This window comes from Paenibacillus sp. UASWS1643 (assembly GCF_008693195.1).
GTDB lineage: Bacteria > Bacillota > Bacilli > Paenibacillales > Paenibacillaceae > Paenibacillus > Paenibacillus amylolyticus_B.
Window position 1 is genome coordinate 68,537 of the sequence record NZ_VXKZ01000095.1, and the last position, 16,850, is coordinate 85,386.

Below are 16,850 nucleotides of genomic sequence, written 5' to 3' on the forward strand. Positions count from 1 at the left end.
ACGTCGCTCATAGCGTCCGTTCCTGTTATACGAATGATCTACTGTTAAGTTTCACACCTTCGTTATTCGGGGTCTTGCCTCATTGTCCATTGGATAACAGTTCAGCCAGCAACATTCCCACTTCTATACAAATATCATCAAACTGTTCTACAGGAAGCGGATTTACACCCAATCCAACTTCTACCGTGAAGCCCGGTCTACCGAAATCTTGAATAAACCAGTCCTTGTATCCAGCATCACTGCCACCGAGCTTCACCGCTTTGTAGCCGGAAGCTTTGGCGAGTCTGCGCGACAGCGGTCCACTCTCTCTAGGTTCCAGATCACGGTAGTTCCAATAGATCTCCTGTCCCTGACTATGCAGGGATACAACCGCATCAAATGTATGTTGCTGCGTCCACTGCGCAAGCGCCTGTGCCTCCGGTTCTGTCAATGGCGCTGTCCCCGCATAATCCCTGGGGCCAGGTGAGGTTATACCTCTTCTCGCTGCCTCTTCATCCCAATGGGCTGGAAATTGATCATTCAAATCCACCCCTCTGATGTTGGCCTTCCAATGGGTGAAATGTGATCTGTCCGCATTCCAGGCTAACAACTGCTGTGCATGTGGATGCTGATTGACCACACCTTCCTGAACCAATTCGACCCCGTCCGGATTAACCATCGGCACGGCCCAGAGTGTCGTCTCTTGCATCCAGCGTTCTGTCTGGTATTGATGCCATGCCCTATGTGCACCATACGCCTCGGCATACTCTTCAATAAACTTCATCAGAACTGCTGTTGTCAACCACTCATTCGCATGAACGGAAGCATTAACATGGATATGTCTCGACCCTTGCCCAATACGCAAATAAGGCAGCGACTTCCCCATGACACTTGTTCCAATGGACCCTGTTTCAATAAACGGGTATTGATTCTCCAGCTTGTCTATATCCCTGATTAATTCTCGATAACCATACTCTCCCTGAATCTTTACAATAGTTTTTCCATTCGAAGCCGGAATATGAATACAGCGACCAACCCAGTCGGTTATATTGGTGATTTCGGGATTGGCCTGGCGCAACACCTCTTCGTCCAGACCAAATCTCTCTGCAATCTCCCCTACACTTTCTCCAGGCGGTACAGCGTATCTGCGACCTGTCCCCGGGACAATACGCAGCATCTGACCTGCCAGCAAGTATGGCTGGGAAGCCACTTCCGGGTTCAGTGCAGCAAGTAACCCTTTGGACATATGATACGCTGACGCAATTCGCGGCAACGTATCTCCCCGCTGAACAATAATCCACTGTAGATCCATGTTGTTCTCCTTTCCACAGGAAAAGACAGGTCTCCTGTCCAGTTCTGACCGATTTCGTGTCTGTAACATATGTATGCAGGTCGGGTTGTCCGTCATGTGACATGAATCATGTTTATCTCCTGTTAATGCATAATGACGACAAAAAATCCCGGAACTTCACAGTTCCGGGATAGTCCACAACCAAAATACATTAATTAAAAGTCTTATTCATGCATATTTTGAGTATAACTATGATAATTGCGTTACCTGCCAGACAACAGGGGTCTTGGAGATCTGCTCCCCCAACCATCGACGGGTGATATTCTGGAACATTCGCGGGTCACCCGTGCAGAAAAATTGATGCACCGGGGTCTCATCCCCACTGGCCAGCTTTCGTTTATCATATAAAATCGTACTGATTTCACGTGCCGTTTCATCTGCTGAACTGATTAACTTCACTTCCTGCCCCATAACTTCCTGAATCGTGTCCATGAGAAAGGGATAATGCGTACAACCCAGAATAAGACAATCGATTGGCTGTTGTTTGATCTCGCCCAATGATTGTTCCACCGTATGTGTCGTGTGCTCGGAACGAAATTCACCTTGTTCCACCAACGGCACCAGCGCCGGACAAGCCTGACTGACCACATCAATATAGGGGGACAACTGTTTGAGTGCCGATGTATAAGCCCCACTACCTATGGTACCCGTTGTACCAATCACACCAATACGTCCTGTACGTGTCGCTGTGATTGCGGCCCGAGCACCCGGATGTATAACACCAATGACAGGCACATTCACCTTGGCACGGATATACTCCAGCGCGGCTGCTGTTGCTGTGTTACAGGCGATAACGATAACCTTCGGATCGAATTGGATCAAGAAATCAACGATTTGTTCCGTAAATTGTTTTACCTGTTCGGACGAACGGGGTCCGTACGGTGTCCGGGCAGTATCCCCAAAATAAATGATCTTTTCCCGCGGGAGCTGACGCATCACTTCCTTGGCGACGGTCAATCCCCCCACACCGGAGTCTAATATAGCGATTGCTTGCTGCACGAACACACCGCTTCCTTCTTCATTGAATTGGTTCTCAAAACGATTGTTTCTCAGAGCTTTCTTCCTACCGTATGAACATTCCGGCAAAAAGGTACCTACATCTTACCCGATTTCATCGCAGGGTTCAAATTAAATCACGCGCTACGTCTTCTATGTGTGGACACGCAACAAAGCAGGCTCTCCTCTAAATAGAGGAAAGCCTGCTTATCAAGCTTTGCTTAGTTGTCGTCCTTGGACTCATCCGCAGGAAGCTTCGCTACAATGTCAATTCCGGGTTCATCAGCTTCTTTATCAATCTCGTTATCAACAATGGCTGCCGATATGCGAATTTCTTTTCCTTCAGCGCAATTGCGCCAGGATTGAATATCCTGAATCACGACATCTGCGGTCTCTTTAACTTTGGATACGATCTGGGAACTTTGTTCACCCACGATACCAGCCAGTTCCTGACCTTTCTCCGATACCTGACGAGCACCTTCTGTAATATCCTGACGAAGTTCACGTCCCGATTTCGGTGCCAGCAATAATGCCGTTACTGAACCAACCACGGAGCCAATAAGAGCTCCCCACAACAAACTTTTGTTAGAATCCTTCACGTCACATCTCTCCCTTTACTATTGTTTAAGTACCGGACCAGAAGCAACGGTCTGTCGCTCAGCCATCCGGGCGAATGCCTACTCTGTTGATGCATTATAAGCAGCACAGGCTTGACTTGACACTCCAGATGTTAAAAATAATCTGCACGCCCTTTTTGAATGGATGCAAATGACTTGGCTTAAACTCAGTTCTGACGAGCCGGCTCGAGATCAGCCGCGGCATGCTCATCCCCCGGGTCCAAATCAATCACATATCGTCCAGGTGCAATCAATGCCGCCTGATGTTCACAACGCCAGCGACGTCCACCTGAAGAACCCAGCGTCTGTCCATCTTGCAGGACATCCCCCTGATCAAATATGTAATACGCTGCACCCAGCAAGGTCTGAGCCACCGTATCTGGATCAAGACCGACGAAGTGACACTGGACATCAGGTACACCCAGCGCAGATAATCCTACGGTATCCATGACCAACCCGCGTTGTTCCTCTGTACCTCCTGCTTGATACATTCGAACATTCATGGCCGCATACAGATGTTCCTCACGTTCCTGAGCTTGCGTATATGCTTCCGGTTCAACGAGCTTATCACTGCCATACCAATACAGCGCGTCACAGGTCAAACTTTCCATGATTGCCAGCACAGTCTTCTGAAACAGCTCCAAGCGCTGCTTACGAGGCATGGCTGCCGTGAACATATCATGTATCCGGATGGAATACCGCGAAGCTTCTACAACCTGTCCCACTTCCGGCCAATGCCATGCTTGTTGCAGAGCACCGCCAAAGCGAGCACGATCTGCGATTTCATTCACAGGAAGCATGCAGGTCTGCGCAGGGATATCCCCTTCCTGAAAGGATACCTTATGGTCCAAATGGTAGAAGACGAGCATCTCATGCTTTTGCCCTCCGCTCTCTTGTTTCACATCCAGTCGGACTTGTCCTGTATGACGAATCATCGCTTCCTGCAAACGCAAGTGATCCACCTCTGGACGTTCCCGGAACAAGAATTCAACCATATACACCGGATGGAATCCGGAAGGTGTTTCATTCGTTTCGTTACTTTCAGTATTTACTTCATTGAATTCTCTTGATTCATTTGTCATGCGATTTCCCTCATTCCTTACGCTGTCCCTCGGCCTGTGCCGTATTGAAAGGACCAAGTTCTGTTTCCACGTAGGCGCTAACCTGAGTAGTAAAATGTTCAAGTATACTCGGCAACTCTACGCTAATCGGATGCAGCTCAGACCGCTCCCAACTGTAATAATCCTGCACCAGTGGTTTGCGTAACGTGACAAGCTGACGCAATATCTCATAGGTCGAATCATCAAAAACCTTTTCTTCATAATTAATCTGAATAATATCATCATAACTGCTCGCATCTCTCATGATGAAGCCGTCTATCAGATAACTTCCCACATCGGTAACAATTTCGATCGCCAGGTGAAGACAACGTTCCTGTACCATCCCCAGCATGAGACTGCCGTCCCAAGCCTCTGCTGCCCCACGAAGTCCTTCAGCTACTTCCGGTACAGCAGCAAGCCGGCGGGCAATCTGTTCTCTGTTCACATAATACATTCGTTCACTTCCCGTTCAGTGAGTTATCGGTTCCGTTTCCCTCTTCGCTTAAGCCAGAATATCATCACAGGACAAGCGATTAGAAACACAACAAAAATATATAGAAATTCCATAACGTCTCTTAAATCGCTCATGCAGAGTCCCCTTTATCTCAACGTAGTTTGAATGACAGATCAGAGTTCGTAGTCCACTGCAATTGACTGTTCTCTGACTTCGTTCATGTACTTGATAACTTCCTGATGAAGCGGGTGTACCTGATACGCCTGGAGATCTTCCAGTGACGCAAACTCCGCTGTGAGTGAAATGTCGAACGATCTCTCCGAGCGAAGCACATCAATCCCGATTTCAAGTGAAACTAGGACATCAATTTTACCTTCCAGATTGCGAAGCACCTGGGCTGCAGCTTCAATACTTTCTGCTGAGCGATCTTTCATTTTAAACAGGACAATATGTTTTATCATCTGGGCAAGCACCTCGTTTAATATAATAGTAGAAATGAATGAATTTTCATGTATCCAAAATATATCATAACGTTCTCTATTACGAAAGGTTACTTGGAAACGTTCTCTTGATAAGAAAAACTAACCCGAACCGTTTCCTTTCGATTCGGATTTCTTTTGCGATCCATCCTCCGTCTGTTTCGCTGAGTCATCCTGCAAAGTTTGTCCTGTTTCAGCCTGCTGCTTGCTGTTGTCTGGAGTTTGCTGCGGTTTGGCCCATTCACGATTCATCAGATACTCCTGATCTTCCTGTTTCTTCAACACTGCAATGGCCTGTCTGAGCTTTGCAGGCAATGGAAGACCGATTTTGGCATAATTCTCGGTAATCGAAATGAGTTCATTCACCAGATAGAAATAAATAGCTCCGCCTTTGATAAAATCCGTTCCCATGATCAGATCAATTCGATGAGCAAGCAAAACAACGGTCAGCATGAGCCCTTTGCGAGCAATCCCCCAGAATCCAATGTTGCTATTCAACCCGGTACCCGTTCTTACCGCCGCTGCCAAACCTGTTATATAATCCACAGCCATCGCAACCGCGAGCAGGCTCAGTAACTGATCCCATCCGCCAAAAGCAAACGTAACAAATGCTCCCGAGATGGCAGCAAAGGTATTCACAGATAGATTCACGTCCCTCACCTCTCCCTTACACTTGAGTATCATACAATATATGTAAAAGTAAGAGATTTGACAGGTCACATGTCATGCTGAACACGCGGATTTATCATTTCAGATTTGTGCACATCCTCTTCGCAACAGGGGAGCGAAATTCACATGCTTTTGGGGAATTCAGGGAAATAAACCGCATCATATCAACAAAAAACAGATAAAAGTTCTTTAGACCTAATAATAAGTAATTAGAACTATATTATTTTTATTCCTGTTCAATTTCTCCCCTCATTTTTAGTGAAACATTGTAATCTAGGAATATACTAGGATGTGAATTGCGCATGGTCTAGTTCGTAGTTCCCTCTTTATCATGAATTGACGCATTGACGCATTTGTAACCGGTAAACCCGGCACTTGAAAGTACCCCGTTGTTTATTGTAGTATTTGGTTAAAAAAAATCGGAGGAAATATGCCTAATCAACCAGAACAACATTCCATCCAGGCGTGGTCTCTGATCAACCGTAAATACTTGGGAAAAGGCGTCCGTGTTAAACGATTCCGAAAACCGACACGCTGTCAAATCCGCAATCGGGTTCTTCTTGCCGTGCTGATGGCCAATGATATCAAGTTGTCCCAGCTTGCTGAAGACCTCTCCATCTCTTCACGCAGTGTCAGTGCGTGGGTATATGAAGGACGGATACCCGGCAGTACCAATTTGGACAAGACTTGCCAATTACTCGGCTACCCGCGTCATATCCTCTTCAACGAAGAAGTTGTGCGTAATAGCCCTGTCATATGTCAACCCGAGTCATCTCGCTTTATGAAGCGTACGGTGACCCGTTCTCCGGTTAGTAACCGTATTTTGACAGGCTTGTGTATGGTCCATGATTTGTCGGTGACAGATGTCAGCCACTGGATCGGGGTTCATCCCGGCACTTTCCGCAAATGGCTGCATCAGGGAACACTGCCTTCTGCTGCGTTTCAGGAACAAGCGGAGCAATTTTTCCGTATCCCGAAAACTATTTTGTTCGCAGATGTCATCTTGAAAGATCGTCGCAACAACTAAATAAGCGAACAGCCAAAAGGCTCTGACCTCCTCTTAGGAGGTCAGAGTCTTTTTAAAATGAAATGCATACCTTCTCTCTCGGACTTGAAGCACTGTTCTGGCTATTCCATCAGAAGTGTCAGATAACCTCCCCTTTTTTGCCTTTTGCTCCCTAGGAGAGCCATCAAAGCCCGCTACAAGCTAAGTTTATGCATTTCATCATGACCATTCTCTCTAAAAGGTCATCCTAACCTCGTGTTCAACACTTCATTGATATATCTCAACCCCGTATATCGAGGACGAAGCGTATGCGCTGTGTTGAACGCATGTTCCACCATCTCAGGGGTTACACCGAGTTGCTCAGTAGTCACAGGTCCACCTACTTGTTCCAACCATGCAATGAGCTGAGAAGCCTCCGGCAATTGGTCATATATCCCAAACACCGGTTCACCAGATGTCTGTGCAAGCTCTTTATATTTCACCGTAAGCAATGCACAAGCTACGCCAACTTTGGCACCATGCAGAACCGGTCTTTCTCCCGCTTGCATCAGATCCATCTCCAAGATGTGAGACAGATGATGCTCACCTCCGGATGCCGGACGGGAATGGTCAATGATCAGCATGGAGATACCGGAAACAATTAATGCGTCCATTAATACAGCTACTCCCTCTGCTCGCCCCTCCGCAATAGCTTGTACATGATCTATGCAGGTATTCAGCGCTTCTTCTGTCATCCGATAAGCAACTGGACAGAACGGTTCTCCGCCCAGTTCACGAGAAACAATCCAGTCTGCAAGTGAAGTATATTTACCAAGCATATCTCCGAATCCGGCAGCTGTCATCACTTGCGGGGCTTGCTCCAGAATATCCAGATCGGCAAAGATAGCCTCCGGCGGAACAGCCTGAAATGTTTGTTTGACGCCGCTTACAATTAAGGGTGCACCCGCAGAGGTAAACCCATCCACTGAAGCCGCTGTCGGTATGGACACAAAGGGCTTGTTCATTTTGGAACAAACAAATCTCACCAGATCATGAATGGTACCTGAACCCACCGCAATTACAGCCTGACTTTCCAGTTTCACACCCAACATGACCTGTACAATAGCCGCTTCATCCGCAATGATATCACCCGCACGATTTTCCGGCAGAGCGATCTCATCCACATGTATTCCCGCTTCGCGAACACTGCTCAGCACATCAGATCCGGCCGCCTGAAACGTATGTCGATCATAAACAACCGTCACCTGACGATATCCTTGCTCAGACAAATAACCCGGTAACCTCTGAATGGCCCCAGCTTCCAGATGAATCAGCATATCCACCACCCGGTGTTGATGACCGCAAGCACACTGTTGTGCTTCCTCATTCCATGCTGCAATTCGTTCGTTCATATTCATTCGCTCTTACCCTCCCATATGAGATATCATGCATAATTAACGGGTTAAAACCACAAGATAAAAAAGGAAATAAAATGTGATGATTTTCCTGATCACACTTTACTGCCTGTACCCAATATTTGCAAATCCATATCTCACATTTCCAAGTAGGTGAAGCAATGAAATTAACGAAAGAATTAGGAATTTCGCTCGGTTTTCTGGCCGGAACCACCTTTGGTAGCGGTATCTCTTTTTTGTTTCGTCTCCAGTCGCTCGAAGTGGTTGCCAGTGTTACGCTATTTGGTATTGCAGGAGCCATTGCCGGGATCATCACGGCAGTCATTCTGCGCCAGCGGCAACATTAGTATTGGCATGCTGGTAGCAAAATGCAGGCTTCACACGAATGATCCAAAAAATAAAAAAAGGTTCGTGAATTGCCCTAGAGCAACTCACGAACCTTTTTTGTTAGATGCGGTCGAGAGGACTCGAACCTCCACGGGGGGTTAGCCCACACGGACCTGAACCGTGCGCGTCTGCCAATTCCGCCACGACCGCATAATATGTATCTCCTCATCCATCGATGAAAAGCGTTCCGGTGAAGCAATTCCTTGTTTTACCGTAATTCAGAGTATACATGCTCCAAAATAAAAATGCAACTTCTTTTTTTATTCAAGATAGGACATATGTCCTTTTTTCTCAACTTCAAACACCCTATCGTAACATTAAACAAATATACCATCTATAATCCATACAAACGCAAAAATGAAGGAGAGATCCACCTTGAAAACAACCCATCTGTGCTTTATCGGTGCCGGGTTTCATGCATCCACGAATATTTACCCTTCTGTTGTTGAAGCCGGAGCGCAGATCCAGGCCATTGCCACACGCAGTATGGAACGCTCTGAAGCAGCTCTGCTGCGATTTGGCAGCAACGGAAAAACGTATGATAACGCTGGGCTTATGTTACAGCAGGAAACTTGTGACGGAGTCGTTGTGGTCGCCCAGCCTGTAGATCAGACCGCTCTTGTCCTTGAATGCATTCGGGCTGGTAAGAATGTATACGTGGATAAGCCGCTCGGATGGAATGCAGCGGAAGCCGCAGCTGTAGCAGAAGCTGCCGAGCAGGCTGGCGTCGTTGTCATGGTCGGTTTTATGAAACGTTATGCTCCCGTATACATGAAGCTGAAGGAGCTCATTGATAGTGGTTCGCTAGGTAAGGTACGTTCATTCCAGATGAAATTCGCTGTAGACAGTACCCCATTTTGCAAGGATGAGGAACAGTTCATGAAGCTCGCTGCCATACATATGGTCGATCTGATGCGTTACTTATTCGGAGAAGTAACACGGGTTACAGGCACAACCGTGAAGGATGGGGAACACATTAATCAAAGCATTTCCCTTGTTTTTGAGAATAACGTAGTAGGCAGCGCTTATTTTGCCGGCATGAGTGCTTGGTCACGGGAGAGTGAAAGTGTAGTCGTCACCTTTGACAACGGATTTGCGTCAGCTGAAGAGATCAACACACTTACTGTCCATCAATCCCGAAGCTCGACCAGCCTTCCCTGGAAATCTCTCGAGGAGCAAGATACTGTATATACACCTTCCGGATCTCCTATGTCAGGAGCTTATCGCGACCTTTATCTACGCGGGTTTGTTGGTGAAATGGTGCACTTTATCGCGTGTTGCCAGAATCAGACTGTCCCACATTCCAGCGCCAAGGATAATATAGCAACGATGGCTCTATGTGACTCCATTCTATCGTCACTGAAGTAGCGTATATACGCTCATCATCATATTTTATACATCCAGAGAAGAGCCTGAAACCGGGGCTCTTTTTTATCTTATAGACATCAACACATCTGTCTTCGACTATAATTAGGGTTTATAATCTGCATCATAAGTGATATGCTCTTTCATGAACTATACGTACTTTATGAAATATAACCACCCAAATAGATACCATAGAAAATCATCCTAAAGTGGAGGTGTACTTATAATGAAAAAGGACGCTACCAAGCTATGTCCCGCGCCATACGGCTGTTCCGTGGAAGTTACCCTCAGTGTGATCGGAGGCAAATGGAAAGGTGCCATTTTGTATCATTTATTCTCCGGTCCTTTGAGATTTAACGAGATCCGAAAATTGTTTCCTGAAATCACCCAGCGTATGCTCACCCTGCAACTTCGAGAGTTGGAAAGCAGCGGAATTGTTCATCGTGAAATATACCCCCAGATTCCACCTAAAGTGGAGTATTCCCTCACACCATTTGGTGAAACGTTACGGCCGATTATCTTCAGCATGCGAGATTGGGGAGAAACGTATACAAATGAGGTTCTGGCCAGATCCTCGCAAGAGGTATAAAACACAAAAGAAGCTGTCCCTAGTTTTTAGGGAACAGCTTCTTTGCTTGCTTATTTAATAACCGTCTGGATCGTAACCGTACGGTTACGCCCGTCTTCCTTCGCTTGATACAATGCATTATCCGCCAAGTGAAACAGTTCTGTGGAAGTTGTGGAGTGCTTCGGATATTCAGCAATTCCAGCCGAGATGGTGACGGAACGATCTATAGGCAATATGCTTTCTTCGACCGTTATTCGGATACGTTCAGCAATCTCAAAAGCCACGTTAGACTCGGAATTTCTTAACAAGACTACAAATTCCTCTCCACCAAACCGGGCGCAGACATCTTCTGGTCGAACAGACAATTGAATGATATTGGCAATGTGTTTCAATACTTCATCCCCAGCATGATGCCCGAATGTATCATTAATGGACTTGAAGCGGTCAATATCCAGAACAATAATGGAGAATGGCACCTCATCCTGAATCCATTCCTGGATGACTTCTTCGAAAGTTCTGCGATTGTTCATGCCTGTTAAAACATCGGTTCTGGCATCATAGACAAGCTGGTTTGTCTGTTTCCTAAAGTTCGCCAATGCGCCAACAACTGCTCTCGTTAGAAGGTCTGCCTCTCTATTCCAATGAGGCTTCATCACAGGTAGATCCACTTGTCCCTTATCGACCTGATTCACCAAATCAGCGAGCATAGCAAAAGGACTGGCCAGCTTGCGTGCAACCCGAACCACAATAAGGGTCAGGATCAGGAAAGGCACTGAAGTGTACAGTAACAACATACGGATATGATGATTCAACTGATCGTACACCGTTTGGGTTGGAGACACGATTACGACGCCCCAGTCTGTTGATGGAACTTTGTAATAACCTGCAAGCGAATCCACACCTGCCAGGTTTTTGTATTGTTCTTTACCGTTCTCGTTTGCCAACAGCTTTTGCACCACTTCATTTTCACTGACATTTTCACCAATTCGGTTGGTGTTTGGATGAAATAACAAAGTGCCCTTCTTATCCACAATAAAAAAGTAGGAACCATTACTTGTCTTGAGCTGACTACCAAAAGACAGACTCAATATATTATTTTCCTGCAAAAAGATATTTCCACCGATTGTTCCTTGATACTCCCCTGCCGAATCAAAGATCGGTTCACTGACAAATACAATTCTGCGTTTGGTTCTGGGTGTCTGGTACGCTTCAGAGATATACGAAGCCCTCAATTTAACCGCTTCTTTTGCTGCATTGGAACTAACATGGTGCCCTACACTAGCCTGTGAGTAAGGTGAGGTAGACCTGACTACCCCCGCTTTATTTACCAAAGAAACGGAATTAAAAAAATTACTACTATTGCGAACCAAATCCAATGTGGAATTCAACTCTTTTGTATTGGCGTGATCCATATCCGGGAAATATTGGGCTGCATATCTCAAGCTCTCCTGCATGGAATAAAAAAGCGAATCCAGCGTTTGGCTCATTTGCACAGCGCTTGCATAGTTTAGCGAAAGGGTGTTATCAATGAGTGACTGTTTCTGAGATGTATAAGATGAGATGACCATAAGGGTCAATGTCATTATAACTGATATAGTGACCAACCCGCCGAGTAAAGCCGTGAGGCTGATCTTCTTGATGTTTTTTATTTTTTTTCGTAACCTAGATCTCTTGATCTGTGCAATCATCGTTTACTTCCCCCGGATTTTCATGAAAAGGCATATTCCTTCTATCTTATACAAAAGTTGTTAAGATCAAATAAAGAGTTTGAGAAATCTTAACAATTACATCGTAAGATTGACGATTTAATGACATTTTACTTTTCCTGGAAGAATCACTGTTCAGGATCGCCCTAATCAACAATGATATATCCTTCTTCTGGTTCTTGTTCAACAAACCCTGCCATGTGACGAACCTGAAATTCGATTGGGTGATGACTGCCCATTAAAATTCGATTCTGAACTTCATCCGCTGTTTCTGTAGGTAATGCAAATGCACGTGTATAGGCAAACTGTGCCTGAAGTGTCGTATAGATCGCATTGACAAGCCGATCGTTGCCCGCACGCCCAAACACATTAAGGATCACAGCTCCGTCCGAGTCCAGCTTGTCCTTGACCATGGTAAAAAAATCACTGGATATAAACTGCTCGGGTGTACCCGTTGCCGTAAAGGCATCAATAATAATATAATCATATGTCGCAGCGGGTTCTTGGCCTAATAATTCACGACCATCCCCGATGAGCACAGGACTTCCCTCATATCCAAAAAAGGTTCGGCTCAACTCCACGACCTCTGCGTCAAGCTCAGCTACTTTTACCTGACGATCAGACAAGTAGGTTGGCAATGTGCCAATACCATGTCCCACCACAAATACAGTATCAAACTCAGGATCATTCCGTTCCATTAGATGCACCATCGCTCTCGGATACTCCAACACCATCCGGTTAGGCTCATCTAAATCCATGGCTCCCTGCACAGCTGCGTTGGAGAATTCTAATACACGAAACTGGCCCTTCTCTCCATAAAGCTTTTTGGTATCATATACCGTCAGCTCATGCTGTTCACTTTTATTACGATACAGAACTCTCACTAACCGTTCTCCCTTCAATCTCTTAAGCCTTTTCGACATATACTTTCATTCTATTACACGGGATGACAACATTCCACCCTATACTTGAAAGATCATAGTACAACAAAAAAACCGTTCCGACTCATACGGAAACGGCCTTTTGATGAACCATTTAACACTTCTAAGAACCTATGGCCTCATGCAGAGCCTGGACATATGCTACACCCAGATTAGAGAGAGAAGTACTCTTGTGGCTTATCCACCCTACATTAATGGATTCCTCACATTCCAGCGGTACAGGAATGATCTCGTTTCCGTTCAGATCAGCGCTAAGTACACCCGTAGAGATCGTATAACCATTCAGACCAATCAACAGGTTAAACAATGTTGCGCGGTCATTGACCTGTATGCTTTTGGGGTGAGATAACGTACTCAGGATCTCTTCGGAAAAATGAAAGGAATTGTACTCTCCCTGATCAAATGACAAGTACGGATAATCCTGCAGTTGCTCGATTGCAACCGACTCCTGCTTCGCCAGCGGGTTCTTCACACTGATAAAGATATGGGGCTTGGCTGTAAACAAACTCGTGAAAACCAATCCCGCATCTTTTAACAATTTGTTAATGACCTTGGCATTGAACTCATTCAAATACAGGATGCCAATTTCACTACGCAGGCTTTTCACGTCCTGAATAATCTCGTAGGTCTTTGTCTCCCGAAGCGCCAACTCGTATTCATCCTGACCATACTGCTGTACCAGACGAACAAAGGCATTCACGGCAAACGCATAATGCTGCGTCGATACAGAGAAGTGCTGTGGGGATGGCTTGGCATTCAGATAACGATTCTCCAGCAATTCAGCTTGTTCTACCACCTGACGGGCATAACTCAGAAACTCAACACCTTCTTTAGACAGTGATATTCCCTTATTGGTACGTTCAAAAATGGTAATTCGCAACTCCTGCTCCAGATCCCGAATGGCATTCGAAAGGCTGGGTTGCGAGATAAACAACCTTTTAGCTGCTTCATTCATGGAACCGCGCGTGGCAACTTCGATCACATATTTTAGTTGTTGTAATGTCACTGCACTATTCCTCTTTTCGTATCAATTGAACCTATTATATACCAAAAGAGGATCCGACCTTAAGCCATGCTTGCTGTCGGTCTTACTACAATTTCATTTACGTCCACCTCTGCAGGCTGGCTAATGGCAAACAAGATACTTTGCGCAATCGCCGAGGCGGAAATGGATATGCGCCGATACTCTTTCATGAGATCACGTGCTTCTTCATCAGAGATTGTATCCGCGAGTTCCGATTCCGTCACGCCCGGTGATACAAGGGTTACACGGATATCTCCGCCTACTTCCTGTCGCAACCCCTCCGAGATGGCGCGGACCGCGTATTTGGTTGCACAATACACCGCTGCCGTTGGTGACACGGCATAAGCTCCAATTGAGGCGATATTAATAAACTGGCCGAAACCCTGCTTTTTCATGACGGGTAGTCCTGCCGCAATGCCATGCAGAACACCACGAATGTTAACATCGATCATGCGATTCCATTCGTCTACTTTTAACGCGTCAAGGGAAGATAGCGGCATGACTCCAGCGTTATTTAAAATAACATCGATACGTCCATAGCGAGTTTGAGCGAGGTCAATAATCGTTTGCATCTCTTCCAATCTGGTAACATCCAGCGAGTGATACTCCACCGATCCGCCTTCCAAACGAATGGAGGAGGCCAATGCCTCCAAACGTTCCATACGTCTGGCTCCAATAACTACATGCGCTCCATGCTGTGCAAGCAATCGAGCTGTTGACTCACCAATTCCACTACTCGCACCGGTAATGAGAACAACTTTTCCTTTTACATTGGACATATTAAATCGCTCCTTGTTCGGTTGTTATTGTACATTTTCTCTATACAAAACCATGCCTGCATGATACAAAACGCCGTCTCTGAAGTCTCCATCCGCTGTAAATCCCGTATCATCCACGTATTCTATATGTTTCCCATGAACAATATAGCGACCCTGATATGCACTTTGCCGATCTCCTCTCGCTTCATCATATCTACCCCAAGGAAGAAGTTCGTGTCTGATATATCCATCCTTCGTGACCCACATCCCCACATACGGGTGTTTTGATTCTTGTTTTTCACCCATTGAACTGCGCTCCACTGTTTCTCACTCCTCTCTGCTTCAAAGGATTCTGTTGCTTATCTCCATTATGGAGTGGATCAATCGTTGTACGATAGAAAAATCCCACAGTATTCTTGCCTATTCCTCCAGAGCATTTTAAAATAATAGTAATAGTGGTTTACAAGGGGGGCTACAATTCATGCTTATTAAAACAAATGAAACGGATACTGGCATCACGGAGCAGCAACAACAATTGGCTCAACTTATTGAGCATTTCACCCCAAGTGACGGGATACATCCTACAGCAATTCCATCGCTTGCCTTAATCCGTGCCTCCGAAATCTCACAACCCATATATTCCGTTTATCAGCCTTCCCTCTGCATTGTCGCCCAAGGTTCCAAATTAGTTATACTCGGCCGCGAGAGCTACATCTACGACCTGTCACAATATTTGGTAGCTTCCGTAAACTTGCCTATTTCAGGGCAGGTTGTACAGGCTACAACCGAACATCCCTATCTATGTATTCGACTGGATTTTGATTCAGGGCAGATTTTCGATCTGATTCAGGATACGCCTTCTGTACAACCCATACCTGACCATTCAACACGAAGAGGATTGTTTGTTAGTTCAACCAAACCTGACCTTCTTGAAGCCGTGATCCGATTAGTTCGACTACTGGATACACCTGAAGATATTCCCGTCCTTGCCCCTATGTTTATCCGCGAAATTCTATATCGTATTATTCAGGATGAACATGGACACTCCATCAAGCAGTTTGCTATTCAGGACAGTCATGCACAGCACATCGCCGAGGTGATTGAAGTCATCCAATCGGATTATGCCAAGCCACTTCGGATTGAACAACTTGCTGCCATGATCAACATGAGTTCTTCCTCATTACACCATCATTTCAAAGCCATTACCGCCATGAGCCCTTTGCAATTCCAGAAACAAATTCGATTGCATGAAGCCCGGCGAATGTTGCTTGCAGGTTCAACCGATGCCGCCGACGCTGCGTTCCAGGTTGGCTATGAAAGTCCGTCTCAATTCAGCCGGGAGTATGCCCGCATGTATGGTCTCCCTCCCAAAAGCGATATCAAACGACTTCGTCATACACTCGATATTAAATACTAGAAACAACAAAAAGACCCGCGTCATCATGACGTGGGTTTTCAGATTCAAATAGGTAGCAGTGCCATCAAGAGAATATGTTCTGTTTTTCAAAAACAGACATCTGGTTCTCCCCGGTAATAGGACATTCATCAGGATACATACTTCGTTTCTCCAACTTCTCATCGATAAAATCAACGACTTGTTGTAGCGAAGCAATCTGTGCTTCAACTTTCTTCCGGTGATTCACCAGCATCTCCCGTTCATCCGGGAAATCTGCGAGATCGGAATCCATGGACATTTGTAAATAAGGCTTCATTTCCTCCAGAGACATCCCTGTTTTTTTCAGGCAAGTGATCAACTTCATCGTATGGATATCCTCAGAGCGATATACCCGATGGCGATTGGCTTTGCGTTCAGCTCGGGGAAGCAGCCCAATCTTCTCATAATAACGAATTGTATCTTCCGATAATCCGGCCTGTTCTGACGTTTCTTTAATGGAGAATACTTCATTCTCGTTCATCATAAGGGCCTCCTTCCACATTCATTTCTCTCCATATTACAACTTGGAGCTGACTCCAAGTCAAGCATGATCCATTCAATCCCAATACCTCTTGACTTGGAGTCGACTCCAAGTTATAGAATGAGCGCAGCATACAGATT

The 16,850-nt window shown here is 45.7% G+C and carries 18 protein-coding genes, 1 tRNA gene and 1 pseudogene; 5 read left to right on the forward strand and 15 right to left on the reverse strand.

Annotated elements, in window-relative coordinates; all coding sequences use genetic code 11:
* Positions 1–79 precede the first annotated feature (79 nt).
* The 7 genes and pseudogenes from FE296_RS04940 to FE296_RS04970 all read right to left on the reverse strand — a co-directional run.
* A complete protein-coding gene (locus tag FE296_RS04940; RefSeq protein WP_150364382.1) occupies positions 80–1,291 on the reverse strand; it encodes a M14 family metallopeptidase in 1,212 nt (403 codons plus the stop codon).
* A gap of 228 nt (positions 1,292–1,519) precedes the next feature.
* A complete protein-coding gene (gene racE / locus FE296_RS04945; protein ID WP_076209504.1) occupies positions 1,520–2,329 on the reverse strand; it encodes a glutamate racemase in 810 nt (269 codons plus the stop codon).
* Positions 2,330–2,547: 218 nt separating this feature from the next.
* Positions 2,548–2,925: a YtxH domain-containing protein gene (locus tag FE296_RS04950; protein ID WP_091017573.1), complete on the reverse strand. Its 378-nt coding sequence runs from the start codon at positions 2,923–2,925 to the stop codon at positions 2,548–2,550.
* A 185-nt stretch (positions 2,926–3,110) separates the two neighbouring features.
* Positions 3,111–4,025: a DUF4261 domain-containing protein gene (locus FE296_RS04955; RefSeq protein WP_150364383.1), complete on the reverse strand. Its 915-nt coding sequence runs from the start codon at positions 4,023–4,025 to the stop codon at positions 3,111–3,113.
* A 10-nt stretch (positions 4,026–4,035) separates the two neighbouring features.
* On the reverse strand, positions 4,036–4,497 hold the full coding sequence (locus FE296_RS04960; protein ID WP_124113915.1) for a DUF86 domain-containing protein: 462 nt from the start codon (positions 4,495–4,497) through the stop codon (positions 4,036–4,038).
* Between the two features lie 173 nt (positions 4,498–4,670).
* A complete protein-coding gene (locus FE296_RS04965) occupies positions 4,671–4,958 on the reverse strand; it encodes a Dabb family protein (protein WP_124113914.1) in 288 nt (95 codons plus the stop codon).
* Between the two features lie 285 nt (positions 4,959–5,243).
* A pseudogene (locus tag FE296_RS04970) lies at positions 5,244–5,660 on the reverse strand (phage holin family protein); the annotation flags it as partial.
* A 415-nt stretch (positions 5,661–6,075) separates the two neighbouring features.
* Here FE296_RS04970 and FE296_RS04975 point away from each other — a divergent pair.
* On the forward strand, positions 6,076–6,672 hold the full coding sequence (locus FE296_RS04975) for a helix-turn-helix domain-containing protein (RefSeq protein WP_017689431.1): 597 nt from the start codon (positions 6,076–6,078) through the stop codon (positions 6,670–6,672).
* 221 nt (positions 6,673–6,893) lie between these two features.
* On the opposite strand, the gene FE296_RS04980 is transcribed toward FE296_RS04975, so the two are convergent.
* On the reverse strand, positions 6,894–8,048 hold the full coding sequence (locus FE296_RS04980; RefSeq protein ID WP_124113912.1) for a sn-glycerol-1-phosphate dehydrogenase: 1,155 nt from the start codon (positions 8,046–8,048) through the stop codon (positions 6,894–6,896).
* Positions 8,049–8,167: 119 nt separating this feature from the next.
* On the opposite strand from FE296_RS04980, the gene FE296_RS04985 reads away from it, so the two are divergent.
* Positions 8,168–8,392, forward strand: a complete 225-nt coding sequence (locus FE296_RS04985; protein ID WP_223868771.1) for a hypothetical protein — start codon at positions 8,168–8,170, stop codon at positions 8,390–8,392.
* 105 nt (positions 8,393–8,497) lie between these two features.
* Here FE296_RS04985 and FE296_RS04990 read toward each other — a convergent pair.
* Positions 8,498–8,582 (reverse strand) — tRNA-Leu (locus tag FE296_RS04990).
* A 225-nt stretch (positions 8,583–8,807) separates the two neighbouring features.
* On the opposite strand from FE296_RS04990, the gene FE296_RS04995 reads away from it, so the two are divergent.
* Together FE296_RS04995 and FE296_RS05000 are read left to right on the forward strand one after the other, a co-directional pair.
* Entirely contained in the window at positions 8,808–9,800 is a 993-nt protein-coding gene (locus tag FE296_RS04995) for a Gfo/Idh/MocA family protein (protein ID WP_150364385.1), read from the forward strand.
* Positions 9,801–10,023: 223 nt separating this feature from the next.
* Positions 10,024–10,386, forward strand: a complete 363-nt coding sequence (locus tag FE296_RS05000; protein ID WP_091017583.1) for a winged helix-turn-helix transcriptional regulator — start codon at positions 10,024–10,026, stop codon at positions 10,384–10,386.
* 50 nt (positions 10,387–10,436) lie between these two features.
* Here the strand turns inward: FE296_RS05000 and FE296_RS05005 are convergent, their stop codons facing one another.
* From FE296_RS05005 to FE296_RS05025, 5 genes are all read right to left on the reverse strand, one after another.
* Positions 10,437–11,948 carry a sensor domain-containing diguanylate cyclase gene (locus tag FE296_RS05005; RefSeq protein ID WP_317889398.1) on the reverse strand — a complete coding sequence of 504 codons (1,512 nt, stop codon included), beginning with the start codon at positions 11,946–11,948 and terminating at the stop codon, positions 10,437–10,439.
* Positions 11,949–12,217: 269 nt separating this feature from the next.
* Positions 12,218–12,955: a spermidine synthase gene (locus FE296_RS05010; protein WP_124113908.1), complete on the reverse strand. Its 738-nt coding sequence runs from the start codon at positions 12,953–12,955 to the stop codon at positions 12,218–12,220.
* Positions 12,956–13,115: 160 nt separating this feature from the next.
* The gene (locus tag FE296_RS05015) at positions 13,116–14,018 is read right to left on the reverse strand and encodes a LysR family transcriptional regulator (RefSeq protein ID WP_076209057.1); all 903 of its coding nucleotides are present in this window, start codon (positions 14,016–14,018) and stop codon (positions 13,116–13,118) included.
* 59 nt (positions 14,019–14,077) lie between these two features.
* Positions 14,078–14,815: an SDR family oxidoreductase gene (locus FE296_RS05020; RefSeq protein ID WP_150364386.1), complete on the reverse strand. Its 738-nt coding sequence runs from the start codon at positions 14,813–14,815 to the stop codon at positions 14,078–14,080.
* Positions 14,816–14,839: 24 nt separating this feature from the next.
* Entirely contained in the window at positions 14,840–15,100 is a 261-nt protein-coding gene (locus tag FE296_RS05025) for an Atu4866 domain-containing protein (RefSeq protein WP_150364387.1), read from the reverse strand.
* 175 nt (positions 15,101–15,275) lie between these two features.
* Here FE296_RS05025 and FE296_RS05030 point away from each other — a divergent pair, with 175 nt between their 5' ends.
* Entirely contained in the window at positions 15,276–16,211 is a 936-nt protein-coding gene (locus tag FE296_RS05030; RefSeq protein ID WP_150364388.1) for an AraC family transcriptional regulator, read from the forward strand.
* A gap of 64 nt (positions 16,212–16,275) precedes the next feature.
* Here the strand turns inward: FE296_RS05030 and FE296_RS05035 are convergent, their stop codons facing one another.
* Positions 16,276–16,710, reverse strand: a complete 435-nt coding sequence (locus FE296_RS05035; protein WP_223868772.1) for a MerR family transcriptional regulator — start codon at positions 16,708–16,710, stop codon at positions 16,276–16,278.
* Between the last annotated feature and the right edge of the window lie 140 nt (positions 16,711–16,850).